Genomic DNA, 24,275 nt, shown 5'->3' on the forward strand with positions numbered 1-24,275 from the left:
CCCTTAAGACGCCGCCATCACAAGGCACGGACCTAAAAGCAGATATGCGCGCCGAAATCGAACATCTCGTAGATGAGACCAAGCAGTCAGTCGGGCTGCTGAGGAGGCATCTTTGACTGGGATAATGCCCAGCGACGCCTCGCGGAACTGAACTCCTTCACTGAAGATCCCAACTTCTGGAACGATGCGGACGCCGCGCAGAAGGTCATGCGCGAACGCACGTCGCTGGAGGATCAGATCACGGCGATCAAGCGCCTCGAGCAAGAGCTTGATGATGCGATCACGCTGATCGAGCTTGGTGAAGTTGAGGGCGATGCCGACATCGTCAAGGAGGGCGAGGAATCGATCCGGGCCCTTCAGGACGAGGCCGCGCGCCGCCAGGTCGAGACGCTGCTCTCCGGCGAGGCCGACACCAACGATACGTATCTGGAAGTGCATTCCGGCGCGGGCGGAACCGAGAGCCAGGATTGGGCCTCCATGCTGCAGCGCATGTATGCGCGCTGGGGCGAGCGGCGGAAGTACAAGGTCGAGCTTCTCGAAATTACCGATGGCGACGAAGCCGGTATCAAGAGCGCCACGCTTCTGATCAAGGGCCTCAATGCTTATGGCTGGCTCAAGACCGAGTCGGGCGTGCACCGGCTCGTGCGAATTTCGCCTTACGATTCGAACGCCCGCCGCCATACGAGCTTCGCCTCGGTCTGGGTCTATCCGGTCGTCGATGATCGCATCGACATCGAGGTCAAGGAATCGGATTGCCGGATCGATACGTTCCGGTCGTCGGGTGCGGGCGGCCAGCACGTCAACACGACGGACTCGGCCGTGCGCATCACCCATATCCCGAGCGGCATCGTCGTGGCCTGTCAGCAGGAGCGCTCCCAGCACAAGAACCGGGCGACCGCCTGGAACATGCTGCGCGCGCGTCTCTACGAAGCCGAGCTGAAGAAGCGCGAAGAGAAGGCCAATGCGGAGGCCGCCGCCAAGACCGACATCGGCTGGGGCCACCAGATCCGCTCCTACGTGCTGCAGCCCTATCAGCTGGTGAAGGATCTGCGCACCGGGGCTCAGTCCACCAGCCCGCAAGACGTGCTCGATGGCGATCTCGACCCCTTCATCGAGGCCTCGCTCGCCCAGCGCGTCAATGGCGGGAGTGAGGCAGTCGAGGACATCGATTAGGCATTTTATCCCGGTGAGCGTAGCTTATGAGAGAAAGTAGCGCTCACCGGATCCGGCGATGAAACAAAGCACCCTCGCGATCAATGGCTATCGCGATCTCTCTCTGCCCAATGGTCTGACACGCCAGGACGGTCCAAGTCGGGGCCTGGCGATCCTCTTTCCGGGCTTCGGCTATCGCAACACGATGCCCGCGCTCTACTACTGCCGCCAGCTCCTGCTGGCGCGCGGTCACGACGTTCTCACCGTTGATTACACCTACGATCTGATGCCCGACTTTCTCGCCGCGCCGCAGGAAGAGAGGCTCGGCTGGATCAAAGCGGATGCGCAAGCGGCCTTGGGGGCGGCGCTTGCGCTCGGCGGCTACGAGCATTTCACGGTTATCGGCAAGTCGGCGGGAACGGCGGCGATGGCCTACACGATTCCCGACGAGCCCCGATTGGCCAAGGCCGAGCTCGTCTGGTTGACGCCCGGATTCAAAACACCCGGCGTTCCGGAGGGCATGGCACGTTGTCCTCAGCGGTCGATCCTCGTGATCGGAACCGCCGATTATCTGTATGATGAAGGGCATCTGCAGGCGGCTCGCGACAGAGGCGTCGAGGTTGTTCTCGTGCCGGATCTGGATCACGGGCTCGAGATACCGGGCCGTGTCACCGCATCGGTCGCGGCCATGGGGACCATCACCGAGCGCCTGTCGATCTGGCTCGGCGGCGAGGCTCAGCTTACACGGGGCGTTTAATTTCCGTCATTCCGGGCCGCGCTTACGCTCGGCCCGGAATGACGACGCAATCTTAAAGCTCCCGCGCTTAAAGCTCTCGCGCCGCTGCCAGCACCTCTTCCGCATGGCCGGGAACTTGCACCTTCGGCCAGACCTGCGCGATCTTGCCGTCGCGGTCGATGAGCACGGTGGTCCGCTCGACGCCCATGTATTTGCGGCCGTACATGCTCTTCTCGACCCACACGCCATAGGCTTCGAGCATAGTCTTGTCCTCATCCGAGGCGAGGGCGAAATCGAGGCCGTATTTGGAGCGGAACTTGTCGTGGCTCTTGAGGCTGTCGGGCGACACGCCGATGATTTCCGTGCCCGCCTTCGAGAATTCGGACCGCAGGGACTGGAAGTCCTGGGCCTCTCTGGTGCAGCCGCTGGTATCGTCCTTAGGATAGAAATAAAGTACCACTTTCTGGCCCTTGAGGCTGTCCAGCGTGATCTCTTTCCCATCCGTGGCCGGCAGGGTGAAAGGGGGAGCGTTGGTCCCGGTCGCTAATATCATCGTTCGCCTTCCTTTCGTCTGAATATGGTGTTTGGAGACCCTCATCAGAGATGGCAGCAAGGGCCGAGACAAGGTTAAGGTCCCGCCATCTGATTCCCTGATCACCAGCATAACCCAAGGAGCGGGTCGCCCGACGCCTTAAGAATGAAGCCACTTCTACGTACCACGTCATCCCGGCGCAGCCCGGTGAAGCGAAGCGCTTTGGGGCGCGTGCTTCGTGGTGCTCTCTATCTGAAGCTCGGCATTGTTCTTGTTCTCGGCATTGCGCTCGCTCTCTTGTACCTGCGCCTGTCCGCGGGACCGTTGAGCTTCGGGCGGCTTCCGGAGCGGGTGGCCGATGCGATCGCGGCCCGCATCGGGCCGGGTTGGACCGTGACCTTGCGTAATACGGCCATCGAACTTCATGCCGGATCTCCGGCTCTACGGGCGAATGGTCTGGATATCCGGGCGCCTGGAGGCGACCTCGTTCTGCGCGCTCCCTATGCCGTCGTCAGTGTTGACGGCCTGTCGCTTCTGACGGCGAACCTGCAGCCCAAATCAATCGAGTTCCAGGATCCTCAGCTCCGCATTCTGGTCAATCGGGATGGCTCGCTGACCTTCTCCCCCGTGCAGGGGGAAGGCGGCGACGCGCCGGTCGCGCTCCCCGCGCCGGACAAACCCTCCCAGGATCCGGCGTCCTCCCCGCCGCGCAACGTGCGAGGAGCCTCCCAGGTCTCCGGCGCCGTAGGGTCATTGTTCGAATTCATCGTCGGCCCGAAGAGCATTCTGCATTCGCTCGGAAGGGCGCAACTGACCAATGCCAGCCTCGTCTTCATCGACGCCGACCAGAAGGAGCGCGGCCGATTCAAGCGATTGGACGCGACATTCGATTGGGCAGAGACAGGCGGCCGTCACTTCGACGCCACCCTCGACGGCCCACAGGGCATCTGGCAACTCAATGGCGATGCGGAGGCGGACGGCAAGGGCGGATACCGCGCAACCGTCATTGCCGATGGCGCGCCGATTCAGGACATCCTTCTTCTTACGGGCCTGTCGGCTCTTCCGGCGACAACCGATCTGAAATTCTCAGGCCGCGTCGATGCCGCCAATTCCGAAGGCCGGGTGACGGAGCTCAAGGCCCAATTGAGCAGCAACGCCGGCGTGTTTCAGATCGATGACAGGGATACGTCGCCTCTGCGGGTCGATCAATCCAACATTGAGGTTGCGTGGGACGAGAGCACCAAGTCCCTTGACCTACAGAGACTGGAGCTGAAGGGCGGTGACACGCGTGTCCGGCTCCAAGGCCGCCTTGTCACCCCTTCGGATACCGACAGCTGGCGTTTGTCTCTCGGCGGCAAGGACGCGGTGATTTCGGGTGCTACCGCCGGTGACAAGCCAGTCCGGATCAGCGAAATCGCGGCGGATCTTGCGGGGCCTGACGGCGTAACGATCAGGAATTTTAGCCTTCGGGGACCGGATCTTTCAGTCGATGTCAGCGGAAACCTCGGCGGCGCGACTGATCCACACAACCTGAAACTCGATGTGCGCAGCGCGAAAACCGACATACGCTCTGCCTTGCGCATCTGGCCGGAGGCGGTCGCCCCGCCGGTCCGCAAGTTCCTCGTCTCCAATCTCAAAGCGGGCATGCTCGAATCCATCGCGCTCAAGGTTGCGATGACGGGTCCTGAGATGGCGAAGGCCGTCTCCGGCGGCCCGCTTCCGGACAATGCGCTGAACATCCAGTTCTTGATCTCCCAGGGAGTTCTGCGGGTTTCAGATGGCTTGCCGCCCCTGTCCCGCATGGATGTCACCGGAATCGTCACGGGAACGACAGTGTCCCTGCGCTCCCCCGGCGCACGCGTCGAGATGGCCAACGACCGGAGCCTAAGCGCGTCAGAAGGCACATTTGTCCTCGACGACTACTGGAAGAATGATGCTCTCGCGCGGATCGACTTCCGCCTGTTTGGGGGCGCGGAGGGGCTTGGCGCCTTGTTGCAGACGCCGGTCATTCGCGAGATAGCCGGATTCGATCTCGATCCGGCGAGCATGAAAGGCAAGACCGATCTTCGTGTCGGAATTGGGCTTGCTGTCAACGACATTCCCGCCTTCGCCGACCTGCCTCTTTCCGTGAACGGAACGGTCAGCGAGTTCAGCGTCGACAAGATTTTCGGCAAGGATCGTCTCGACGGCGCCAATCTGACGCTCGCCTATGACAAGGGCAACCTTGCGATCAAGGGCGACGGCAAGATCGGGGGGAGCGCGGCCACCATCGACGTTCAACAGACGCGGCAGGGCGGCGAGGCCAACGTCTCCTTCTCGCTCGACGAGGCTGCGAGGGCCAAGCGTGGTTTGTCCTTCGGTTCACAATTGAGCGGGCCGATTGCCCTGCGCGCGACCTTGCCGCTCGGAAAATCGGCGAAGCCCGGAATCCGCGTCGAGGCTGATTTGGCCAAGGCGGCCGTGGATCAACTGATTCCCGGATGGGTGAAGCCGGCAGGCCGACCGGGACGACTGGCGTTCATTCTGATCGACGGGACGCAGGATGAGATCCGGGATTTGCAGGTTGACAGCGGCCCCGTGCAAATCCGCGGCAGCGCATTCCTGTCGAGCGAGGGTGGGCTGGAAAAGGCCGATCTCTCCACCTTCAAATTGTCGGCCGGCGATGACATGCGGGTCCAGCTCGAGCGCGTTGCCGGGGTCTACAAGGTCACTGTTCGCGGCAATGTCGGCGATGCTCGTCCGTTCACGAAACTCAGCGGGTCATCATCCTCCGCCGCGCCGGCAGGCCGCAACGCGGCGCCGCAGCGTGACAGCAAGGACGTCGATCTTGATCTTACGCTGAATATTCTCACCGGGTTCAGTGACGAGGCGATCACCAACGCCTCGATCAAAGGTTCCATCCGCAAGGAGAATTTGCGCCAGCTTGAGATGAAGGGACGCCTCGGAGCGACGAATGTGGTCGCGCGGACCGTTCCGCAGCCCGGGAGCAACCCGGTGATCATTCTGCAGGCCGAGGATGGTGGTGCGCTTCTGCGCTTTCTCGACATCTACCGACGAATGTCCGGCGGCGATCTCGTTCTGCAGATGGCCACGGGCGATGGTCCGCAAGCCGGGACGCTGAACATCCGCGATTTCACGGTCAACAATGAGCCGGCCCTGCGCCGGATCATTCCGACCCAGACGCAGTTCGTCGCCGGGCAGGATCGCGCCGGGAATCCGCAAGCGGTGCGGGTTGACGTCAACGAAGTCACCTTCACCAAGGCCCATGTCGATTTCACGCGCGCGGCGGGCCGCCTCGAATTCAAGGATGCCGCGATTTTCGGAACCCAGGTGGGATTCACCCTGGGCGGGTTCATCGACTACGCTCGCGACAAAATGGATATTTCGGGGACGTTCGTTCCGGCCTACGGCCTGAACAACGCCATCGCCCAGGTGCCGCTTTTCGGCCCGCTCCTGAGCGGAGGGCAATATGAGGGATTGTTCGCGGTCAATTTCCGCGCTGTCGGGCCGATGGCCTCACCCGCGTTGACCGTCAATCCGCTCTCGGCTGTCGCTCCAGGGTTCCTGCGCAAGCTCTTCGGAGTCGGCGGCGGCGAGCCTCAGACAGGCACCCTGCCTGCGCCTGCTGCCCCCGAACGCTGAGCGATTCTGATCGGCCGAAAGCGATCGACGCGAAGCCGGATTTCGCGGTTACGGGCTAGCCTCTAGAAACCGTCGCCGGTGCAATTGATAGGCACCGGCGAGCTCTTGTGCCGAGCTTATTGCTTCGAAAGATCCAGGTCCGGCGTGTAATCGACGCCCTCGACTTCTTTCACGATGGCCTGACCACAAATGACTCGCTTGGTTTCGGCGTCATAAGTCAGGGTCGGTCCCCCATGGAGCTCCCAGCCGGCGTTCAGCGCAGCAGTGACGCGATGGCAGAAGCTCGCGTCATCCGGGCCGGTGAGGTAGCGGTAGAGCCTCATTCCAATTGCTCTATACCGCGCGCAGAAGAACGTGCCGCTTCTTGCCGAAGGACAGCTTGATCACGCCTTCGGGCGTGAGATCCACCGGCTTCAGCACGCCGCGATCGTCGGTCACGGTCTGGTCGTTGACCTTGAGGCCACCGCTCTTGACCTGACGCCGCGCTTCGCTCGTCGAGGGCACGAGCTTGGCATATTCGGGGCCGAAGGCGGTCAACACGCCGAGCCCGGCCTCGAGCAGTTCGGAGGTGATTTCAACCGTCGGCAGGCTCTCCGCCAAAGCACCTTGCTCGAAGGTCTTGCGCGCCGTCTCGGCCGCAAGCTCAGCCGCCTCGCGTCCGTGGACCAGGGCGGTCGCTTCGGTTGCCAGGACCTTCTTCGCTTCGTTGATGTCTGCTCCCTGAAGGGCCTCGAGCTTGGCAACTTCGTCCATCGGGAGCACGGTGAACAGCTTCAGGAAGCGGGCGACATCCGCATCCTCGGTGTTGCGCCAGAACTGCCAGTAATCGTAGGGGCTCAGCATGTCGGCGTTAAGCCAGACCGCGCCGGAGGCGGTCTTGCCCATCTTGGCGCCGGAGGCGGTCGTCAGAAGGGGGCAGGTGACGGCGTAAAGCTGCGCCGTGCCCAAGCGACGACCGAGATCAATGCCGTTAACGATGTTGCCCCACTGGTCCGAGCCGCCCATCTGCAGGACGCAGCCGTAACGCTTGTGAAGCTCCACGAAGTCGTAGGCCTGGAGGATCATGTAGTTGAATTCCAGGAACGACAGCTCGTGCTCGCGCTCCAGGCGCAGCTTGACGCTGTCGAAGGAGAGCATGCGGTTGACCGAGAAATGCCGCCCGACATCGCGCAGGAACTCGATGTAGTTGAGGGTCGTCAGCCACTCCGCATTGTCGACCATCTCAGCGTCGATCTTGCCGTCGCCGAAGGTGATGAATTGAGAGAAGACGCCCTTGATGCTGGTCTTGTTCGCTTCGATCTGCTCGACGGTTAAAAGCTTGCGGCTCTCGTCCTTGCCCGACGGGTCGCCGACCCGGGTGGTGCCGCCGCCCATGAGCGCGATCGGCTTGCCCGCGCCGGTCTTCTGCAGCCAATGCAGCATCATGATCGAAAGCAGATGGCCCACATGCAGCGAAGGGCCGGTGCAATCATAGCCCACATAGGTCGTCAGCCGCCCTTCGAGAGCAGCCGTATCGATGCCGTCAAAGTCGGACGTCTGGTGAATGAAGCCCCGCTCGGTGAGCACCTTCAGGAATTCGGAACGTGGCGCGTTCATCGCGTTTCTCGTCGGTTGGATGAGTTTCTGTTCAAAAAAGGCGTGTAGCAGCTTCGCCGGGGGATTTCACCCTGCGGATTACGGCTTCGGGGGCACTAAGGTTGTTTCCCGAACGTTTCTGCTGCGCTGGAAAATATTGACAAGCGGCGCTATCGGTGGATGATGTAACGGTATTTCAATACTTCCGGAGTAGAATCGATGTGCTACGCCTGTCACGCGAACGGCCAAGGTAGCTCCTGGGCAAGCTTCGACCACAGTCTGTCGCAACGGCCGCTCAGCAGTGACTGGATCCCGCAGGAACCTGACCGCCGGGAGGGCTGGAACGATAAGGGCTTTTCGGCCGGCGATTCCGAGATCTGGGCGACGAGCATGGCGCGGGGCTCTGCTGGCCTCAGCATTTCGTCCATACCGGCATGGGTGTTTTCTACAGGTTTCTATCCCGCTCCGGACGGCACCAAGATATACATGCCTACCAATATCGACAGGGATACCTTGGCACTGTTCTCCGGCTCGCAATGGAGCGGCGGGACAGTCACCTACAGTCTGCCGGATTCCCGTTCCGACTATCAATTGATCAACCCGAGTGCGGATGGCTTCAAATCGCTCTCCTTCGAGGCAGAGCAGGCGGTTCGCCACGCGCTCGAGGGCTACAGCCCTTATTCTGGCGGCCCGAGGATGGGGCTGAATTCGGTCGAGAGCCTGACCAATCTGTCGCTCGACTACGCGGGGCGCAACGGCGCCAACATGCAGGTCGCCGGCTTCACCCAGAGCGGCATCATCAATGCAAGTCATGGCTACTATCCGAGCATTCCCGCCTATGGCGGCGACGTCTGGTTGCAGTACGGCAGTTCGGCGACGGCTGTCGGCTCCCACCCGTACTATGTGCTTCTGCACGAGTTGGGTCACGCGCTCGGGCTGAAGCACTCCTTCGAGGCGGCAGGCAAGCTTCCGGCCATCAGTGCAGGACATGACTCGGTCGAATATACGGTCATGACCTACAACGATTATTCCAACGAGCCGCAGACCTACATGATGTACGACATCGCTGCTTTGCAGGAGATGTACGGCGCGGATTTCAGCACCAACAGCGGCAACACGGTCTATAAGTGGAATCCGACGACCGGTGAGACGTTCGTTAACGGCGTAGGCCAGGGCGCTCCCGGTACCAACACGATCTTCCTGACCACCTGGGACGGCGGCGGCATCGATACCTACGATTTCTCAAGCTACACGAGTTACACCGCCATCGATCTCGCCCCAGGCGGGTTTTCCATGTTTTCGCGGCCGCAATTGGCCCAGAAGACTTATGGCAGCACGGACTACGCTGGCGGCAACGTCTACAATTCCCTTCTCTACCACGGCGACAACCGCTCGCTGATCGAGAACGCGATCGGCGGGTCGGGCGCGGATCACATGCGCGGCAACCAGGGCAACAACATGTTGACCGGCAATGCCGGCAATGATTCTCTCTACGGGTTGGACGGCAACGATACGCTCTACGGCGGCGCTGGGGATGACGTATTGGATGATGCCAGCCCCTGGGCCACGAACTACTACGTCTATGGCAACGACCTCATGGACGGCGGCGCCGGCAACGACCGCATCTATGGGCGTTTCGGCAACGACACGCTCTATGGCGGTGACGGCAATGACACCTTGGACGCAGGCGAGGACAACGATATCGTCTACGGCGGTTCGGGGAACGACCACATCCTGGGCTATACGGGTAACGACTATCTGTTCGGCGAGGCCGGAAACGACACGATCTATGGTGGCGCCGGGAACGACTACCTTTATGGCGGGACCGGAACCGACTATGTGTCTGGCGACGATGGCAACGACACGTTGGTGGGCGATGGTTATGGCACCCGTCTGACCGGCGGGGCAGGCAATGACACCTTCCTCATCATGCCTAAGGTGGCATACTGCTACATCAGCGATTTCGTCGCCGGCCCAGGTATCGTCGATCAGATCAAGCTCCATTCCAGCGATTTTGCGAACTACGCCGCTGTTCGAGCTGTGGCCTATCAAACGGGCACGGACGTCGTGATTGCGAAATACGATTTCAGCCTGATTTTGAACAACACGAAGCTCAGCTCGCTTGTCGCGGACGACTTCGCCTTCATCTAGAATATCCAGGCGCGCAAACGAAAAAGGCAGGTCTGAGACCTGCCTTTTTTTATTCTGCGGTTCTGGACGTGATCGATCAGGCCGCCTCTTCGGTCTCGCCCAGGCGCTTGTCCAGGTATTCGTCAACGGCCAGCATCAGCTCATCGACCTTGCCGTCGAAGAAGTGGTTCGCACCCTCGACCACGGCGTGTTCGAGCTTCACGCCCTTCTGGGTCTTCACCTTCTCGATGACGCTGACCACGTCCTTCACCGGGGCAACCCGGTCTTCGGAGCCGTGCACGAACAGGCCGGAGGAAGGGCAGGGGGCCAGGAACGAGAAGTCGTAGCGGTTGGCCATGGCGGCGATCGAGATGAAGCCCTCGACCTCCGGACGGCGCATGAGAAGCTGCATGCCGATCCAGGCGCCGAAGGACACGCCGGCAATCCAGCAGGCGCGGGCATCGGGATTCACGGCCTGAGCCCAATCCAGGGCCGCGGCCGCATCCGACAACTCACCCTGACCATGGTCGAACGCGCCCTGGCTGCGGCCGACGCCGCGGAAGTTGAAGCGCAGAACCGAAAAGCCACGGTTCACGAAGTCATAGTAAAGGTTATAGACAATCTGGTTGTTCATCGTGCCGCCGAACTGGGGGTGCGGATGCAGGATGATGGCGATGGGGGCTCCCTTTTGCTTGGCGGGCTGATAGCGCCCCTCAATGCGACCGGCGGGACCCGTGAAGACGACCTCAGGCATGAATGCGAACCTCTTTTCGACCTCTCTTCTGAAGAGAGGGAAATCCAAACGGCCTTGACTTTCGGCCTCAGATTTCTTTAAAAAGTCTTTAGAATTATTCTAAAGTTGCTTTCTCTCAGGCGCGCCAGGCCGGCATCGGCCGTTCGGTCGCGCACTGATATGATGTGGTTGATGTGCTTTAACACGGCAACCCGGGGCAATTGCAAGGATTTCGTGAGGCTTCAGCGGAAGTGATGGCGACAGGCCAGCGGACATATCTCGACCACAACGCGACTTCGCCCTTGCGGCCCGAGGTTGCGCATGTCATGGCGCGCGTGCTCCAGCTTCCCGGCAACGCTTCGTCCGTCCACGCCGAAGGGCGTGCGGCAAGGGCCGAAATCGAGGCCGCCCGGGAAAAGGTGGCGCGGCTTGTCGGCGCGAAGACCAAGAATGTGATTTTCACGAGCGGCGGCACCGAGGCCAGCAATATGGTCTTGAGTCCGTCGTTCCGACGCCTCGGGCAGCCCGGCGCGGTAAAGCTCCTGATTGGCGCGACCGAGCATCCTTGCGGACTCAATGGTCACCGCTTCGCGGTCGAGGCGGCGGAGACGATCCCGGTCGATGCGAGCGGGATCCTCGATCTGGTGTGGCTGAAAGCCCGTCTCGAGCGCGCGGGTAACGAGCGGGTTCTGGTGTCCGTGCAGCTTGCCAATAACGAGACGGGTGTCCTGCACCCTGTCGCCGAGGCGGCCAGCCTCGTTCACGCCCATGGCGGGTTGATCCATACGGACGCGGTTCAGGCCGCGGGGAAGGTCCCGCTCGACATTACCGCGCTCGGCGTCGATGTGCTGACCCTCTCGGGGCACAAGCTCGGCGGGCCGAAAGGCGTAGGCGCGGTTGTCCTGGCGTCCGACCAATTCGAGATCGCCGAACGGCTGATCCGGGGCGGCGGGCAGGAGAAGGGGCATCGGGCTGGCACGGAGAACGTGGCGGCCATTGCCGGATTTGGGGCTGCGGCCGAAATCGCCCAAGCGACTTTGGCGGAAGAAGCGCTCCGCCTCGGGGCGCTGCGGGACGAGGCCGAGGCTCAAGTGCGGCGGATCGCGTCCGATGCGATTGTGATCGCGGCCGGCGCGGAACGGTTGCCTAATACCTTCGCCTTTGCCATACCCGGCCTCAAGGCTGAAACGGCGCTGATCGCCTTCGATCTGGAGGGGATTGCCCTTTCTTCCGGCTCGGCTTGCTCGTCGGGCAAGGTCAAGCGGTCGCATGTGCTCGATGCCATGGGTGTCGAGCCTGCTCTTGGCGAGGGCGTATTGCGTGTGAGTTTGGGGTGGACGACCACCAAAGAGGACGTGGTCCGCTTTGCGGAAGCGTGCGAAAAGGTGGTCGCTACCCTATATAAGCGGAAGGCGAGCGCGGCTTAAACGGCCACGTTTTAAGTTCCATGTCATCAACCCGCGGCCCTTGAAGCCGTGAGCGGTGGGAGAGACAGATGCCTGCAGTGCAGGAGACGATCGACCAAGTCCGGTCGATCGACGTCGATCAATATAAGTACGGCTTCGAAACCGAAGTCGAAATGGAGAAGGCCCCCAAGGGTCTCTCCGAGGACGTGATCCGCTTTATTTCGGCCAAGAAGGGCGAGCCCGAGTGGATGCTCGCCTGGCGGCTCGACGCCTATAAGCGCTGGCTCACCATGACGGAGCCGAACTGGGCGCGCGTGTCGTACGACAAGATCGATTACAACGACATTTATTACTACGCCGCGCCGAAGAACAACCCGGCGCCGAAATCCCTCGACGAGGTCGACCCTGAGATTCTCAAGACCTACGAGAAACTCGGCATCCCCTTGCGCGAGCAGGAGATTTTGGCCGGCGTCGAACCGTCGCGTCGGGTCGCCGTGGATGCGGTGTTCGATAGCGTATCGGTTGCCACCACCTTCAAGGAAGAGCTGGCGAAGGCAGGCGTGATCTTCATGCCGATTTCCGAGGCGATCCGCGAATATCCGGATCTCGTGCGCCAGTATCTCGGCTCGGTTGTGCCGGTCACGGACAACTTCTTCGCGACCCTGAACACGGCGGTCTTCACCGACGGCTCGTTCGTCTACATCCCGCCCGGCGTGCGCTGCCCGATGGAGCTGTCGACCTACTTCCGCATCAACGAGAAGAACACGGGCCAGTTCGAACGCACCCTCATTATCGCGGACAAGGGCTCCTACGTCTCGTATCTGGAGGGCTGCACAGCCCCCAAGCGCGACGAGAACCAGCTCCACGCGGCCGTGGTCGAGCTGATCGCCCTCGACGACGCCGAGATCAAGTATTCCACCGTCCAGAACTGGTATCCCGGCGATGCCGAGGGCCGGGGCGGTATCTACAACTTCGTGACCAAGCGCGGCGATTGCCGGGGCAAGAATTCGGTCATCACCTGGACCCAGGTCGAGACCGGTTCGGCGATCACCTGGAAGTACCCGTCCTGCATCCTGCGTGGCGACAATTCGCGCGGCGAGTTCTACTCGATCGCGGTGTCCAACGGCATGCAGCAGGTCGATTCCGGCACCAAGATGATCCACCTGGGCAAAAACACCACCAGCCGGATCATTTCGAAGGGCATCGCGGCGGGCAAGTCCGAGAACACCTATCGCGGTCTCGTCTCGGCGCACCGCAAGGCGACCGGCGCGCGCAACTTCACGAACTGCGACTCGCTCCTCATCGGCAACCAGTGCGGCGCGCATACCGTGCCCTACATCGAGTCGAAGAACGCTTCCGCCGTGTTCGAACACGAGGCGACGACATCCAAGATCTCCGAAGATCAGATGTTCTATTGCCAGCAGCGGGGCTTGTCCGAGGAAGAGGCGACGGCCCTCATCGTCAACGGCTTCGTGAAGGATGTGCTGCAGCAATTGCCCATGGAATTCGCGGTCGAGGCGCAGAAGCTCATCTCGATCTCGCTCGAAGGCAGCGTCGGCTAAGCGTTGTCCCGGCCAAGCGAAGCGCGGGCCGGGAACGCAAAAACCAGTTCAACTCGAATAACGATCCCGGATCGGCTGAAGCCGTCCGGGATGACGTGAATGGAAGTTCATCATGCTCGAAATCAAGAACCTCGTGGTCCAGATCGAGGACAAGCGCATTCTCAACGGGCTCAACCTCACCGTGAACAAGGGTGAGATTGCTGCCATCATGGGCCCGAACGGCTCGGGCAAGTCGACGCTCTCCTACGTGATCGCCGGCAAGGAGGACTATGAAGTCCTCGATGGCGAGATCATCCTCGACGGACAGAACCTGCTCGAGATGGAGCCGGATCAGCGCGCGGCGGCGGGCGTGTTCCTCGCTTTCCAGTATCCGCTGGAGATCCCCGGCGTTGCCTCGATGACCTTCCTGAAGGCGGCCATGAACGCCCAGCGCAAGGCGCGCGGGCAGGACGAGCTGACCACGCCCGATTTCATCAAGCGCGTGAACGCCGCGGCCGCCAAGCTCGAAATTCCTAAGGACATGCTGAAGCGTGCTCTCAATGTCGGTTTCTCGGGTGGTGAGAAGAAGCGCATGGAGATCCTGCAGATGGCGCTGCTTGAGCCGACCTTCTGCATTCTCGACGAGACGGATTCCGGCCTCGACATCGACGCGCTGCGCATCGTGTCGGAGGGTGTGAACGCGCTTCGCTCTCCCGACCGCGCCTTCCTCGTCATCACGCACTATCAGCGCCTTTTGAACCACATCGTGCCCGATACAGTGCACGTCATGTCGGCGGGCCGCATCGTGAAGACGGGCGGCAAGGAGTTGGCGCTCGAACTCGAGGCCAACGGCTACGCCGACTATCGCGAAACCGAGGCGGCCTGACATGGCCGGGGTCACACTCATGAAGACGCCGGCCGAAACCGGGCTGGCGCAAGCGTTCGAGACGGTGAAGACCACGCTTCCGGGCGACGTTGAATCGCGCGCGCAAGCTTTCGAGCTGTTCGCGCGCAACGGCCTGCCGCATCGCCGCGTCGAGGAGTTCAAATACACTGACTTGCGTGCTCTTATGCGCGAGGCGGCACCCTTCGCGGCCACGCCCTCCGGCGATGAGGCGAAGGCGGCTTTGGGGAGCGCGAAGGCTCTGGCAGATATCAAGGCGCTTCAGGTGCCTTTCGTGAACGGTCATTTCGTCCGCGACTCGGTTGATTCCAAAGCTTTGCCGGAAGGCGTGGAGATCGTACCGCTGGCGGAAGCCTTGGCTAACGGTCACGACTGGCTCGCCCGCCTGAGCCCGGTGGCCTGGGCGCGTCAGAACCCGGTCTATCAGCTCAACTCGTCCTTCATGGCGGATGGGGTGATGCTTCGGATCGTCGGCCAGGTGACGACGCCAATTCATCTGCGCTTCGTCACCGCGAGCAAGTCCGCGGTCGCCACGGCGACCCGCGTGCTCGTGCTTGTGGAGGACGGGGCCTCGGTCAAGCTGATCGAGACCCATGAGAGCACGGACGGCGCAAACCATCAGCCGAACGATGTTGTCGAGCTGATCGCGGGCGACCGTACGACTGTCCATCACGTTCGTCTGAATGCCGAAGGCAATCAGTCTCTTGCTCTCTCGACGCTCGCGATGAAGCTCGGGGCCGAGGCTTCCTTCAACAGCATCAACGTCGTGGCGGGTTCCGCGACGTCGCGCCATCAGGTCTTCGCGGTTCTCAACGGTGAGAACACGAAGGCGCAGATCAACGGCGCGACGATGCTCAAAGGCCGTCAGCACGGGGATTCGACCCTCGTCGTCGAGCACGCGGCGCCAAATTGCGAGAGCCGTGAGCTGTTCAAGACCGTGGTCGACGGTGAAGCGACGGGCGTGTTCCAGGGCAAGATCATCGTTCCGCACCATGCGCAGAAGACCGACGGCCGCATGATGTCGGCGGCGCTTCTCCTCTCGGAGGGCGCGGCGATGAACAACAAGCCCGAGCTCGAGATCTTCGCCGACGACGTGCAGTGCGGCCACGGCGCGACCTGCGGCCAGCTCGATGAGGACCTCTTGTTCTATCTCATGGCTCGCGGACTTCCGAAGAAGGAGGCCGAAAGCCTTCTGATTCAGGCGTTCCTGGGCGAGGCGATAGAGTTCGTCGACAATGAAGAGGTGCGCGAGGCGCTCGTCGAGATCGTCGAGGGATGGCTGAAGGCGCGAGGATAACACTCATACGTCATGGCCGGGCTTGTCCCGGCCATCCACGTTTGAAAAAAGCACTGTCCTCATCCTGAGGAGGGCCGCAGGCCCGTCTCGAAGGAGGCTCCAGTGCTCTCTGGAACCTCCTTCGAGACGCAGACTTTGTCTGCTCCTCAGGATGAGGGCGGTGGGGAGCGAAGGTCAGGCGATGAACATGCAAGTAAAGCCCTACGACGTCGAAGCCGTCCGCAAGGAGTTTCCGCTCCTGGCGCAACAGGTCTACGGCAAGCCGCTCGTCTATCTCGACAACGCCGCTTCGGCGCAGAAACCCCGCGCGGTGATCGACGCCATGGTGAACACCATGGAGACGGGCTACGCGAATGTTCATCGCGGCCTGCACTTCATGGCGAACGCGGCGACCGAGTCATTCGAACAGGCGCGCGAGACCACGCGTGCTTTCTTGAATGCCGAGTCGGTGGACGAGATCATCTTCACGAAATCCGCTACCGAGGCCTACAACCTCGTCGCGGATTCGTTCGGGCGTATGGCGATCGGGGAGGGGGACGAGATCATCCTCTCGATCATGGAGCACCACTCCAACATCGTGCCCTGGCATTTCCTGCGCGAGCGCAAAGGGGCGGTGATCAAGTGGGCACCGGTGGACGATGAGGGCAATTTCCTGATCGAGGAGTTCGAAAAGCTCTTCACACCGCGCACCAAGATCGTCGCCATGACGCACATGTCCAACGTGCTCGGCACGGTGACGCCGATGAAGGACATCATCCGCATCGCTCACGCTCACGGGGTTCCCGTTCTGGTGGACGGGGCGCAGGGCGCGGTCCATCTGGACATCGACGTGCGCGATCTCGATGCCGATTTCTATGTGCTCACCGGCCACAAGGTTTACGGCCCGACCGGGATCGGAGTGCTTTACGGCAAGCGCGAATGGCTTCAGAAAATGCCGCCCTATCAGGGTGGCGGCGAGATGATCCGCGAGGTGACCGTCGACACGGTGACCTATAACGACCCTCCGCATCGCTTCGAGGCCGGCACCCCCGCCATCATCGAGGCGGTTGGTCTCGGCGCGGCTCTGCGCTTCATGATGGAGCTGGGTCGCGAGAATATCCGGGCCCATGAGGCGGCGCTGTCGGACTACGCCCATCAGCGGCTCGGTGCCATGAACTCCCTTCGCATTTTCGGCCGCGCCAAGGGCAAGGGCGCCATCATCGCATTCGAGATGAAGAACGCGCACGCCCACGACGTCGCGACCATCATCGACAGGCAGGGCGTCGCCGTGCGGGCCGGGACCCATTGCGCCATGCCGCTCCTGACACGCTTCGGCGTGACCTCGACCTGCCGCGCGTCATTCGGGCTCTACAACACCATGGAAGAAGTAGATAAACTGGTTGACGCCTTGCAGAAGGCCGAGGCCCTGTTTGCTTGAGGATGAACCTGTGAACGCCGCCAATCCTATCAATGAAGCGCCCAACGCGCCGCAGGTTTCGCCCAGCTCCGCGATCCCGCCGGATGAGCTCGACCGGATGACGGATGACATCATTGCGGCCCTCAAGACCGTTTATGATCCGGAAATTCCGTCCGACATCTACGAGCTCGGCCTGATCTATCGCGTCGATATCGACGACGACCGCAATGTCGCTATCGACATGACCCTGACGGCTCCCGGCTGCCCGGTGGCCGGTGAAATGCCGGGCTGGGTCGAGAACGCTGTCGCGGCGGTGCAGGGGGTCCAGAGCGTCAAGGTCAGCATGGTCTTCGACCCGCCGTGGGATCAAAGCCGGATGTCCGACGAGGCCAGAGTCGCGCTGGATATGTGGTAAGCGAAAAGAGCCGCGCTTCCGGCGCGGCCCTTTGATTTCACGCGATCGCTCTTACGACGCAGCCACGCTCGCGTCCGGATCCTCAAGATCGGGATTGACCACGGGCTTCTGGGGCGCTTCCGGAATGCCGGCGACCATGCCGCGCGCGATTTCCTGCTCCCCCATGATGACGGTCGATGCGCCGTATTTGCTGAGATGCTCCCGCTCAGCATTGGAGTGAGCCCGCCCGATGATGAGCAGCGTCGGGTTGATGGTGCGGGCCTGCTCGACAACCTGTCCGCTCTCGAAAGCTTCCGGAATGGCGACCAGCAGACAGCGGGCGAGCCCGATATTGGCCGCCGCGGCGACCTCGGGGCTGGCGGCATTGTCGATAATGACCTCCACGCCCAGTTTCTGAAGTTCCGCGACCTTATCCTTGTTGCTGTCGATAACGAGGAAGGGCGTTTTCGAGGCCAACAGCTTTGCGCTGATGAACTTGCCGACCCGGCCATGACCCACCAGCACGATGTGGTCGGTCAACGATGTCGACGGCAGTGGTTCTCTCGTGGGTGCAACGGGCTCGGCCTCGACGGCCGCAGGCTCGGCCTTTCCGATTTCCTTCTTGGCGAACCACCTGTCCAATAGCGTGAACAGGAATGGATTGACCAAGATCGAGAGAATAGCACCCGCGAGAATGAGATCGCGCCCCCGCTCCGGCAGGATGTGAAGCTCGACGCCGAGCCCCGCGAGGATGAAGGAAAATTCGCCGATCTGCGCCAAGCTCGCCGCAATGGTCAGCGCGGTCGATTTCGGGTGCCCGAAGAAACGAACAATGGCCAAGGCCGCCAACGATTTGCCGACGACGATGATGAGGAAAGTCGCCAGGACCGGCCCGAAATCCCGAATGAGGATCGTCGGGTCGAACAGCATGCCGACCGAGATGAAGAAGAGAACCGCGAACGCATCGCGAAGCGGCAGGGTTTCCGACGCGGCGCGGTGGCTCAGCTCCGACTCGCTCAGCACCATGCCGGCGAAAAACGCCCCCAGCGCGAACGAAACACCGAACAGCACCGCAGCCCCGTACGCGACACCGAGGGCGATCGCGAGAACCGCGAGGCGGAACAACTCACGCGAACCCGTGTGGGCGACGAAATGGAGCACCCAAGGGATCACGCGCCGGCCCACCATGAGCATGATCACGACGAAGGCGACGACTTTTCCGAGCGTCAAGGCAAGGGACGTCCAGATCGACGCGGCATCGGCGGTCTCATTCGTCAAGGCGTTGGCGATGGCCGGGAGCAGGACCAGCGTCAGCACCATTGCCAGATCTTCAACGATGAGCCACCCGACAGCGATATGGCCACGCTCCGTCTCGACCAGGCGGCGCTCCTGGAGCGCGCGCAGCAGCACGACAGTACTGGCGACCGAGAGGGCCAGCCCGAACACGACCCCCGCACCGATGGTCCATCCCATCAGCCAGGCGAGCCCCATACCGAGTAACGTGGCGCTGGCGATCTGCACGACCGCGCCGGGAATCGCGATGGCCCGGACGGAGAGAAGGTCCTTTAACGAGAAGTGAAGCCCGACACCGAACATCAGCAGAATCACGCCGATTTCGGCAAGCTGGTTGGCGAGCCCCTGATCGCCCACATAACCGGGCGTGAAAGGGCCGCAGAGAACGCCGGCAATCAGATAGCCGACAAGGGGGGAGATACGAAGGCGGTGCGCCAGGGCGCCGAGGCCGAATGCCAGAACCAGGCCGACAACGATGGTTGATATCAGCGGCGTATAATGCGGCATCGGTTCTCCTTCGTGCTTGGTGATCGTTTTCCTTTAGATTGGAAAACCGCCTAGCCCGTCAACCGAGGTTGCACTCATCGGCCGATAAATCTCGACGTTTGGTCGCCTGTATCCTATCTTGAGGACAACGCACTCGTTCTGCCCGGGCCTTGAACCCGGCCGTCAGGAGAGGAAACTTATGGCTCTACCCGGATTCAAGGTCGTCACCTTGACCGACGCGGCAGCAAGCCGCGTCAAGAACATCATCGAAAAGGCGGAGCGCCCCATCGTGGGCGTGCGCGTCGGCGTCAAGAATGGCGGCTGCGCGGGCATGTCCTACACGATGGAATATGCGGAAAGCATCTCGCCGCTCGATGAAGTGATCGAGGACAAGGGCGTGACGGTTCTGATCGATCCCAAGGCTGTGCTGTTCCTGCTCGGCACGCAGATGGACTTTCAGACCACCAAGATGTCGTCCCAGTTCGTCTTCAACAATCCGAACCAGACCTCGGCTTGTGGCTGCGGCGAATCCGTCGCGATCACGCCTGCGACGCCGGGCGATCTTCAATCGGTCTGATCGAAAATGGATTCCGAGACCATACAGGACGTCTTCCGTGCCGTTGGTCTCGTCCGTATCCGAAAGATGTTCGGAGGCCACGGCGTCTATCACGGCGAAGTCATGTTCGCGCTGGAGTCGGAGGGTGAATTGTATCTCAAGGTCGATGGCGAGACGGTGGACCGTTTCCGCCACCTTGGATCGCGCCCCTTCGCCTATACTGGACGCGACGGCCGAACCATGACGATGAGCTATTGGCTCATGCCCGAATCCGCGCTCGACGATCCCGACGAGGCCGCCGTCCTGGCGAGGTTCGCCCTCGAAGCAGCTTGGCGCGCCAAGGCGGCAGGCACGAAAAAGGCGGCGGCCACGAAAAAGCGCGGCAAAAGCTCGCCGCGCCAAAAGGCTGAGCAATCGGGCTAGTGTAAAAAACGATAGGTAGCACTCGCGATCTTAGCGGCGGCGTGTGCTTCCAGTCGTCGCGCGGTTAGAGCCGGGGTGGCTATAATACCGGTAGTTTGGGTTGGAGGTTCTCGTCGAAGGCTTGCACACTCCACCGATCCTCTGCTCGCCACGCATACAGGGTCTTGTGGCAGAAGTCGTTTGCGCAAACGCTGTCCCGGTTAACGCCACCACGAACAACCCAGCAAGCATTGCACCCGCAATTGTTTTCATCAGAATCTCCTCGTTCGGCAGCCCACTGATAACAACCTGATTGGACATGTTTGGTTCAGGACAGGCCCTTCGCGAGACCTGTGCGCGGGTTGCAAAATCGCGGTCCCAGTCGAGCGTGAGAGACGCCATCAGAGGGCTGCGTTAGGGGCCACCGCCTTGCCTGAGGGCACACTACTCGCGGCCGGTCTTTGCTTCAGGCGTGCAACGCCGTCCGCTATCCTGTCTGCCTTCGCCGTGGCATCCAGCGGCGTAACTCCGTGGCCATCGGCCAGGGTGAAAACGACCATACGGAAAATCGAAAGGGCCGGAATTCCGGCCCTTTGGTTCAGCGGTGGGTGGGTGAGGCAGTCTTCGACCCGAAATGACGCTCACTATGGGGCAAATCGGCCAAACCTTGTAAGCGTCGACAGCTGGTCCCGCTTTCCTACTTGGTCTTCTTCACCGGAACCGGCCGCAGCAGGAAGGCCGGAACGTGATCGCCTAGGCCTATGACCGGCGTATCGGGTTCATGATCATGCCGCGCCCGATCCCGTGGCGGTCTGGCCTGCGGCTTTTCACGCTCCGCGTGGGGCCTTTCACGTTCTGCGTGGGGCTTTTCACGCTCGGCGCGGGGCTTGCGAGGCGCATGCTCCTCACGCGGGGCGTGATGCACTTCCTCCCGGGACTCCTCGGCGTGCGGGCGACTTACACTGCGACGACTTCCGCGCGGGCGCTCTTCCGGGCGTCCGCGCCGGCGAGCCGGGCGCGATTCGGACGCGGGCCGCTCCGCGAGGCTGGGGCCTTCCCACTCGATCGGCTGGCCGATGAGCTTCTCGATGGCGGCGAGGGACTTCTCGTCCCCAGGCCCGATCAGCGTGAAGGAATAGCCGACCCGCCCCGCGCGGCCCGTGCGGCCGATGCGATGGACGTAATCTTCCGCGTGGTGCGGAATGTCATAGTTGAACACGTGGCTGACGGCAGGGATATCCAGACCGCGCGCGGCGACGTCGCTTGCCACCAGCAGAGGTGTCTCGCCGCTGCGGAAGCTGTCGAGCGCTGCCATGCGGGCATGCTGATCCATGTCGCCATGGAGCGCCACCACGTTGAAGCCGTGCTTTTGCAAGGAGCGATGGAGAACCGCGACGTCGCGCTTGCGATTGCAGAAGACGATCGCGTTGTTCAGATCCGTCGCGTTGCGGATCAGCTCGCGCAAGGTCTCGCGCTGCTCGTAATCTTCCCGTCCCGTCGCGACGAGACGCTGGGTGATCGTGGCGGCGGTCGAGGCGGGCCGGGAGACCTCAATCTTGATCGGGTTGTGGAGGAAGGCGTCGGCCAGCCGTTGAATTTCCGGCGGCATGGTCGCAGAGAAAAACAGGGTCTGGCGCGTAAACGGCACCAGCTTCACGATCCGCTCGATGTCCGGGATAAAGCCCATGTCGAGCATCCGGTCAGCTTCGTCGATCACGAGCAACTCGACGCCGGTCAGCAGCAATTTGCCGCGCTCGAAATGATCGAGCAGGCGCCCGGGCGTGGCGATCAAAACATCGACGCCGCGCGTGATCTTGGCGTCCTGATCACCGAAAGACACGCCGCCGATCAGCAACGCAACCGACAGCTTGTGGTTGATCCCGTACTTGTCGAAGTTGTCCTCTACCTGCGCCGCCAGCTCGCGGGTCGGTTCGAGGATCAGGGTGCGCGGCATGCGCGCCCGGGCCCGGCCGCTCTCAAGGAGCGTCAACATCGGGAGGGTAAAGGCCGCGGTCTTGCCCGTGCCGGTCTGCGCGACGCCGAGGACATCGCGGCGCGCGAGCACATGGGGAATAGCCTGCGCCTGAATGGGCGTAGGGTCCGTATAGCCGGCTGCGGCGACGGCCTGTTGAACTTTATCGCTAAGTCCGAGTTCGGCGAACGACATGAATGGTATGACCGTTGGGGGCTGGGCGCGCTCTTCGGTGCCGGCCGCTCTCTACGGCAACAAACAGGCGCAAAACTGGTTTCACTTGAGACGTTCGCCCAAGTTTAAGGTGCGGCGGGACCATAGGACAAGCTATGAGCTTGTCAATCCAAGGAAAAGCTTCGCCAAGGAAAAGCCTCGCCAAGGAAAAAGGCTCATCAAGGAAAAGGCTCAATGTCTGAGACGCTCATCTTGGTCCCGGGACTTGGCAATACACCTCGGCTCTACGAACCGCAAATCGCGGTGCTGTCGAGCGGCCGCAAGATCATCGTCGCCGACCATATGCGGGATGATTCGATTGCCGCGATCGCTGCCCGGCTCTTGAAGGATGCGCCCGAGCGCTTCGCGTTGGCCGGCCTCTCGATGGGTGGTTACGTGGCGATGGAGGTCATGCGCCAGGCGCCGGAGCGCGTCGAGCGCCTGGCTCTGCTCGATACGAGCGCCCGCCCGGACACGCCGGAGAGCCGCCAAGACCGGGAGCGGCTGATCGCGCTCGCGGAGGCCGGGCGTTTCGACAGCATCATTCCGACCGTGTGGCCGCGCCTCGTTCATCCCGACCGCCAATCGGATCAAGATTTGAAGGCCGTGGTTGCCGGCATGATGCGCGACGTCGGCGCTGAGGCCTACATTCGCCAGCAGCGCGCCATCATGGGGCGTCCCGATTCCAGGCCGTTCCTTCCCGGCATCGAGATCCCGACCCTTGTCCTGGTCGGGGAGGCCGATGTCATTACGCCGCCCGATATTGCGCGGGAGATGGCGGACATGATCGAGTGGGCCTCTCTGGCGGTCATTCCCGGGGCTGGCCACCTCTCGAATCTCGAGCAACCTGATCGCGTGACGCACCTCTTGCAGGTGTGGCTTGAGCGCCCTCAAGCATGAGGATTCGGGCTGTCTCGAATGATGGTCAATGATCCGTTACCGGCGGCCAAGTGCGTTAAAGGTCGCGCAATAAGGTGCATAGCGCATTGATTTTGAATGTATTTCTAGACTTTTCTTCTCAAGATCGCCTTGGGATATGACGTAAGAAGACGCCCTAGAGGTGCGTCTGCCATAATTCCCATGGTTATGGTTGTGCTTGAGCCACTCACTGTTGCGCGAAAGTGACAGACCTGACGTTGCGGCTAGGCTAAGACGCTCGCCGTTCCCAACGTAATGAATGGACCATCCATTATGAAAAAAGTTCTTCTTTCCTCCGTTGCTCTTCTCAGCCTGACCGCTGGCGCCATGGCTGCCGACCTTCCGTCGCGCCGCGCTGCTCCGGTTCCGGTTGTTGCTGTTGTCCCGGCTTTCTCCTGGACCGGCTTCTACCTCGGCGCGAACGCTGGCTACGGCTGGAACACGAGCAACGATAAGGTGTTCGTCAATGGCCTCGGCCTCGTTGGCGGCAACAACCGCGGTGGTTTCGTCGGCGGCGGTCAGATCGGCTACAACTACCAGATGGGCATGTTTGTCGTCGGCGTCGAAACCGACCTGCAGTATGCTGACCTCGGTGGCCGTGATAACTCCGTTCTGTTCCTGAACCCGGCTCTCGTCGGCTTCCGCAAAAACAGCAGCGACAACTACTTCGGCACCGTCCGCGCTCGCGCTGGTGTGGCCTTCGATCGCGCGCTCGTTTACGCCACCGGCGGCTTCGCTTACGGCGATGTCGGCGGCAACAGCTTCGGTGGTTCCTCGAACGGCGGTTGGACGCTGGGCGGCGGCGTCGAGTACGCCTTCACCAACAACCTGACCGCGAAGGTCGAAGGTCTCTACGTGAACCTCGATCGCAAGAGCAACAACGCTGTCATCCTCGGCCTCAACAACCTGGGCGCCGTGAACAACAAGAACAACGAGTTCGGCGTCGTCCGCGTCGGCGTGAACTACAAGTTCAACAGCTACTAAGATCGTCCGCTTC

The 24,275-nt window shown here is 61.7% G+C and carries 20 protein-coding genes; 14 read left to right on the forward strand and 6 right to left on the reverse strand.

Annotated elements, in window-relative coordinates:
• Positions 1-44 precede the first annotated feature (44 nt).
• A protein-coding gene (prfB, locus tag I2H38_RS03670; RefSeq protein WP_196270425.1) for a peptide chain release factor 2 occupies positions 45-1,173 on the forward strand; the annotation gives its coding sequence in 2 pieces (ribosomal slippage) (positions 45-113 and positions 115-1,173; 1,128 coding nt in all).
• 58 nt (positions 1,174-1,231) lie between these two features.
• On the forward strand, positions 1,232-1,909 hold the full coding sequence (locus I2H38_RS03675; RefSeq protein ID WP_196270426.1) for a hypothetical protein: 678 nt from the start codon (positions 1,232-1,234) through the stop codon (positions 1,907-1,909).
• A 67-nt stretch (positions 1,910-1,976) separates the two neighbouring features.
• Here I2H38_RS03675 and I2H38_RS03680 read toward each other — a convergent pair whose 3' ends face one another.
• On the reverse strand, positions 1,977-2,441 hold the full coding sequence (locus tag I2H38_RS03680; protein WP_196270427.1) for a peroxiredoxin: 465 nt from the start codon (positions 2,439-2,441) through the stop codon (positions 1,977-1,979).
• 186 nt (positions 2,442-2,627) lie between these two features.
• Between I2H38_RS03680 and I2H38_RS03685 the strand changes: the two genes are divergently transcribed.
• Positions 2,628-6,062 (forward strand): YhdP family protein, encoded by a 3,435-nt coding sequence (locus I2H38_RS03685; protein ID WP_196270428.1) that lies wholly within the window; start codon positions 2,628-2,630, stop codon positions 6,060-6,062.
• Between the two features lie 116 nt (positions 6,063-6,178).
• On the opposite strand, the gene I2H38_RS03690 is transcribed toward I2H38_RS03685, so the two are convergent.
• Together I2H38_RS03690 and tyrS are read right to left on the reverse strand one after the other, a co-directional pair.
• Entirely contained in the window at positions 6,179-6,385 is a 207-nt protein-coding gene (locus tag I2H38_RS03690) for a DUF1737 domain-containing protein (protein WP_196270429.1), read from the reverse strand.
• 10 nt (positions 6,386-6,395) lie between these two features.
• A complete protein-coding gene (tyrS, locus tag I2H38_RS03695) occupies positions 6,396-7,658 on the reverse strand; it encodes a tyrosine--tRNA ligase (protein ID WP_196270430.1) in 1,263 nt (420 codons plus the stop codon).
• A gap of 198 nt (positions 7,659-7,856) precedes the next feature.
• Between tyrS and I2H38_RS03700 the strand changes: the two genes are divergently transcribed.
• The gene (locus I2H38_RS03700) at positions 7,857-9,788 is read left to right on the forward strand and encodes a M10 family metallopeptidase (protein ID WP_196270431.1); all 1,932 of its coding nucleotides are present in this window, start codon (positions 7,857-7,859) and stop codon (positions 9,786-9,788) included.
• 76 nt (positions 9,789-9,864) lie between these two features.
• Here the strand turns inward: I2H38_RS03700 and I2H38_RS03705 are convergent, their stop codons facing one another.
• Complete coding sequence (locus I2H38_RS03705; RefSeq protein WP_196270432.1) at positions 9,865-10,521, reverse strand: alpha/beta hydrolase; 657 nt, start codon at positions 10,519-10,521, stop codon at positions 9,865-9,867.
• A 233-nt stretch (positions 10,522-10,754) separates the two neighbouring features.
• Between I2H38_RS03705 and I2H38_RS03710 the strand changes: the two genes are divergently transcribed.
• The 6 genes from I2H38_RS03710 to I2H38_RS03735 all read left to right on the forward strand — a co-directional run bounded on the left by I2H38_RS03710 (position 10,755) and on the right by I2H38_RS03735 (position 17,459).
• Positions 10,755-11,927, forward strand: coding sequence for a cysteine desulfurase family protein (locus I2H38_RS03710; protein ID WP_196270433.1), 1,173 nt, complete (start codon positions 10,755-10,757; stop codon positions 11,925-11,927).
• Positions 11,928-11,995: 68 nt separating this feature from the next.
• Positions 11,996-13,468, forward strand: coding sequence for a Fe-S cluster assembly protein SufB (gene sufB / locus I2H38_RS03715; protein WP_196270434.1), 1,473 nt, complete (start codon positions 11,996-11,998; stop codon positions 13,466-13,468).
• 112 nt (positions 13,469-13,580) lie between these two features.
• A complete protein-coding gene (gene sufC / locus I2H38_RS03720) occupies positions 13,581-14,333 on the forward strand; it encodes a Fe-S cluster assembly ATPase SufC (protein WP_196270435.1) in 753 nt (250 codons plus the stop codon).
• Position 14,334: 1 nt separating this feature from the next.
• The gene (gene sufD / locus I2H38_RS03725) at positions 14,335-15,648 is read left to right on the forward strand and encodes a Fe-S cluster assembly protein SufD (protein WP_196270436.1); all 1,314 of its coding nucleotides are present in this window, start codon (positions 14,335-14,337) and stop codon (positions 15,646-15,648) included.
• Positions 15,649-15,829: 181 nt separating this feature from the next.
• A complete protein-coding gene (locus I2H38_RS03730) occupies positions 15,830-17,065 on the forward strand; it encodes a cysteine desulfurase (protein WP_196270437.1) in 1,236 nt (411 codons plus the stop codon).
• Positions 17,066-17,162: 97 nt separating this feature from the next.
• A complete protein-coding gene (locus I2H38_RS03735) occupies positions 17,163-17,459 on the forward strand; it encodes an SUF system Fe-S cluster assembly protein (protein ID WP_229426549.1) in 297 nt (98 codons plus the stop codon).
• Between the two features lie 51 nt (positions 17,460-17,510).
• On the opposite strand, the gene ybaL is transcribed toward I2H38_RS03735, so the two are convergent.
• Positions 17,511-19,238 (reverse strand): YbaL family putative K(+) efflux transporter, encoded by a 1,728-nt coding sequence (ybaL, locus tag I2H38_RS03740; protein ID WP_196270438.1) that lies wholly within the window; start codon positions 19,236-19,238, stop codon positions 17,511-17,513.
• A 178-nt stretch (positions 19,239-19,416) separates the two neighbouring features.
• Here ybaL and sufA point away from each other — a divergent pair, with 178 nt between their 5' ends.
• Together sufA and I2H38_RS03750 are read left to right on the forward strand one after the other, a co-directional pair.
• Positions 19,417-19,794, forward strand: coding sequence for a Fe-S cluster assembly scaffold SufA (sufA, locus tag I2H38_RS03745; RefSeq protein WP_196270439.1), 378 nt, complete (start codon positions 19,417-19,419; stop codon positions 19,792-19,794).
• A 6-nt stretch (positions 19,795-19,800) separates the two neighbouring features.
• Positions 19,801-20,196: a TfoX/Sxy family protein gene (locus I2H38_RS03750; RefSeq protein ID WP_196270440.1), complete on the forward strand. Its 396-nt coding sequence runs from the start codon at positions 19,801-19,803 to the stop codon at positions 20,194-20,196.
• 676 nt (positions 20,197-20,872) lie between these two features.
• Here the strand turns inward: I2H38_RS03750 and I2H38_RS03755 are convergent.
• Positions 20,873-22,342 carry a DEAD/DEAH box helicase gene (locus I2H38_RS03755; protein WP_196270441.1) on the reverse strand — a complete coding sequence of 490 codons (1,470 nt, stop codon included), beginning with the start codon at positions 22,340-22,342 and terminating at the stop codon, positions 20,873-20,875.
• Positions 22,343-22,555: 213 nt separating this feature from the next.
• Between I2H38_RS03755 and I2H38_RS03760 the strand changes: the two genes are divergently transcribed.
• Positions 22,556-23,260 carry an alpha/beta fold hydrolase gene (locus I2H38_RS03760; protein WP_196270442.1) on the forward strand — a complete coding sequence of 235 codons (705 nt, stop codon included), beginning with the start codon at positions 22,556-22,558 and terminating at the stop codon, positions 23,258-23,260.
• Positions 23,261-23,551: 291 nt separating this feature from the next.
• Positions 23,552-24,262, forward strand: a complete 711-nt coding sequence (locus I2H38_RS03765) for an outer membrane protein (protein ID WP_196270443.1) — start codon at positions 23,552-23,554, stop codon at positions 24,260-24,262.
• Positions 24,263-24,275: the final 13 nt, after the last annotated feature.

It is taken from the genome of Microvirga alba (assembly GCF_015694465.1).
Classification (GTDB): domain Bacteria; phylum Pseudomonadota; class Alphaproteobacteria; order Rhizobiales; family Beijerinckiaceae; genus Microvirga; species Microvirga alba.

Coding starts and splice junctions, on each gene's coding strand:
- I2H38_RS03675 (WP_196270426.1), top strand. CDS start 1,232: ATGAAACAAAGCACCCTCGCGATCAATGGCTATCGCGATCTCTCTCTG.
- I2H38_RS03680 (WP_196270427.1), bottom strand. CDS start 2,441: ATGATATTAGCGACCGGGACCAACGCTCCCCCTTTCACCCTGCCGGCC.
- I2H38_RS03690 (WP_196270429.1), bottom strand. CDS start 6,385: ATGAGGCTCTACCGCTACCTCACCGGCCCGGATGACGCGAGCTTCTGC.
- tyrS (WP_196270430.1), bottom strand. CDS start 7,658: ATGAACGCGCCACGTTCCGAATTCCTGAAGGTGCTCACCGAGCGGGGC.
- I2H38_RS03700 (WP_196270431.1), top strand. CDS start 7,857: ATGTGCTACGCCTGTCACGCGAACGGCCAAGGTAGCTCCTGGGCAAGC.
- I2H38_RS03705 (WP_196270432.1), bottom strand. CDS start 10,521: ATGCCTGAGGTCGTCTTCACGGGTCCCGCCGGTCGCATTGAGGGGCGC.
- I2H38_RS03710 (WP_196270433.1), top strand. CDS start 10,755: ATGGCGACAGGCCAGCGGACATATCTCGACCACAACGCGACTTCGCCC.
- sufB (WP_196270434.1), top strand. CDS start 11,996: ATGCCTGCAGTGCAGGAGACGATCGACCAAGTCCGGTCGATCGACGTC.
- sufC (WP_196270435.1), top strand. CDS start 13,581: ATGCTCGAAATCAAGAACCTCGTGGTCCAGATCGAGGACAAGCGCATT.
- sufD (WP_196270436.1), top strand. CDS start 14,335: ATGGCCGGGGTCACACTCATGAAGACGCCGGCCGAAACCGGGCTGGCG.
- I2H38_RS03730 (WP_196270437.1), top strand. CDS start 15,830: ATGAACATGCAAGTAAAGCCCTACGACGTCGAAGCCGTCCGCAAGGAG.
- I2H38_RS03735 (WP_229426549.1), top strand. CDS start 17,163: ATGACGGATGACATCATTGCGGCCCTCAAGACCGTTTATGATCCGGAA.
- ybaL (WP_196270438.1), bottom strand. CDS start 19,238: ATGCCGCATTATACGCCGCTGATATCAACCATCGTTGTCGGCCTGGTT.
- sufA (WP_196270439.1), top strand. CDS start 19,417: ATGGCTCTACCCGGATTCAAGGTCGTCACCTTGACCGACGCGGCAGCA.
- I2H38_RS03750 (WP_196270440.1), top strand. CDS start 19,801: ATGGATTCCGAGACCATACAGGACGTCTTCCGTGCCGTTGGTCTCGTC.
- I2H38_RS03755 (WP_196270441.1), bottom strand. CDS start 22,342: ATGTCGTTCGCCGAACTCGGACTTAGCGATAAAGTTCAACAGGCCGTC.
- I2H38_RS03760 (WP_196270442.1), top strand. CDS start 22,556: ATGTCTGAGACGCTCATCTTGGTCCCGGGACTTGGCAATACACCTCGG.
- I2H38_RS03765 (WP_196270443.1), top strand. CDS start 23,552: ATGAAAAAAGTTCTTCTTTCCTCCGTTGCTCTTCTCAGCCTGACCGCT.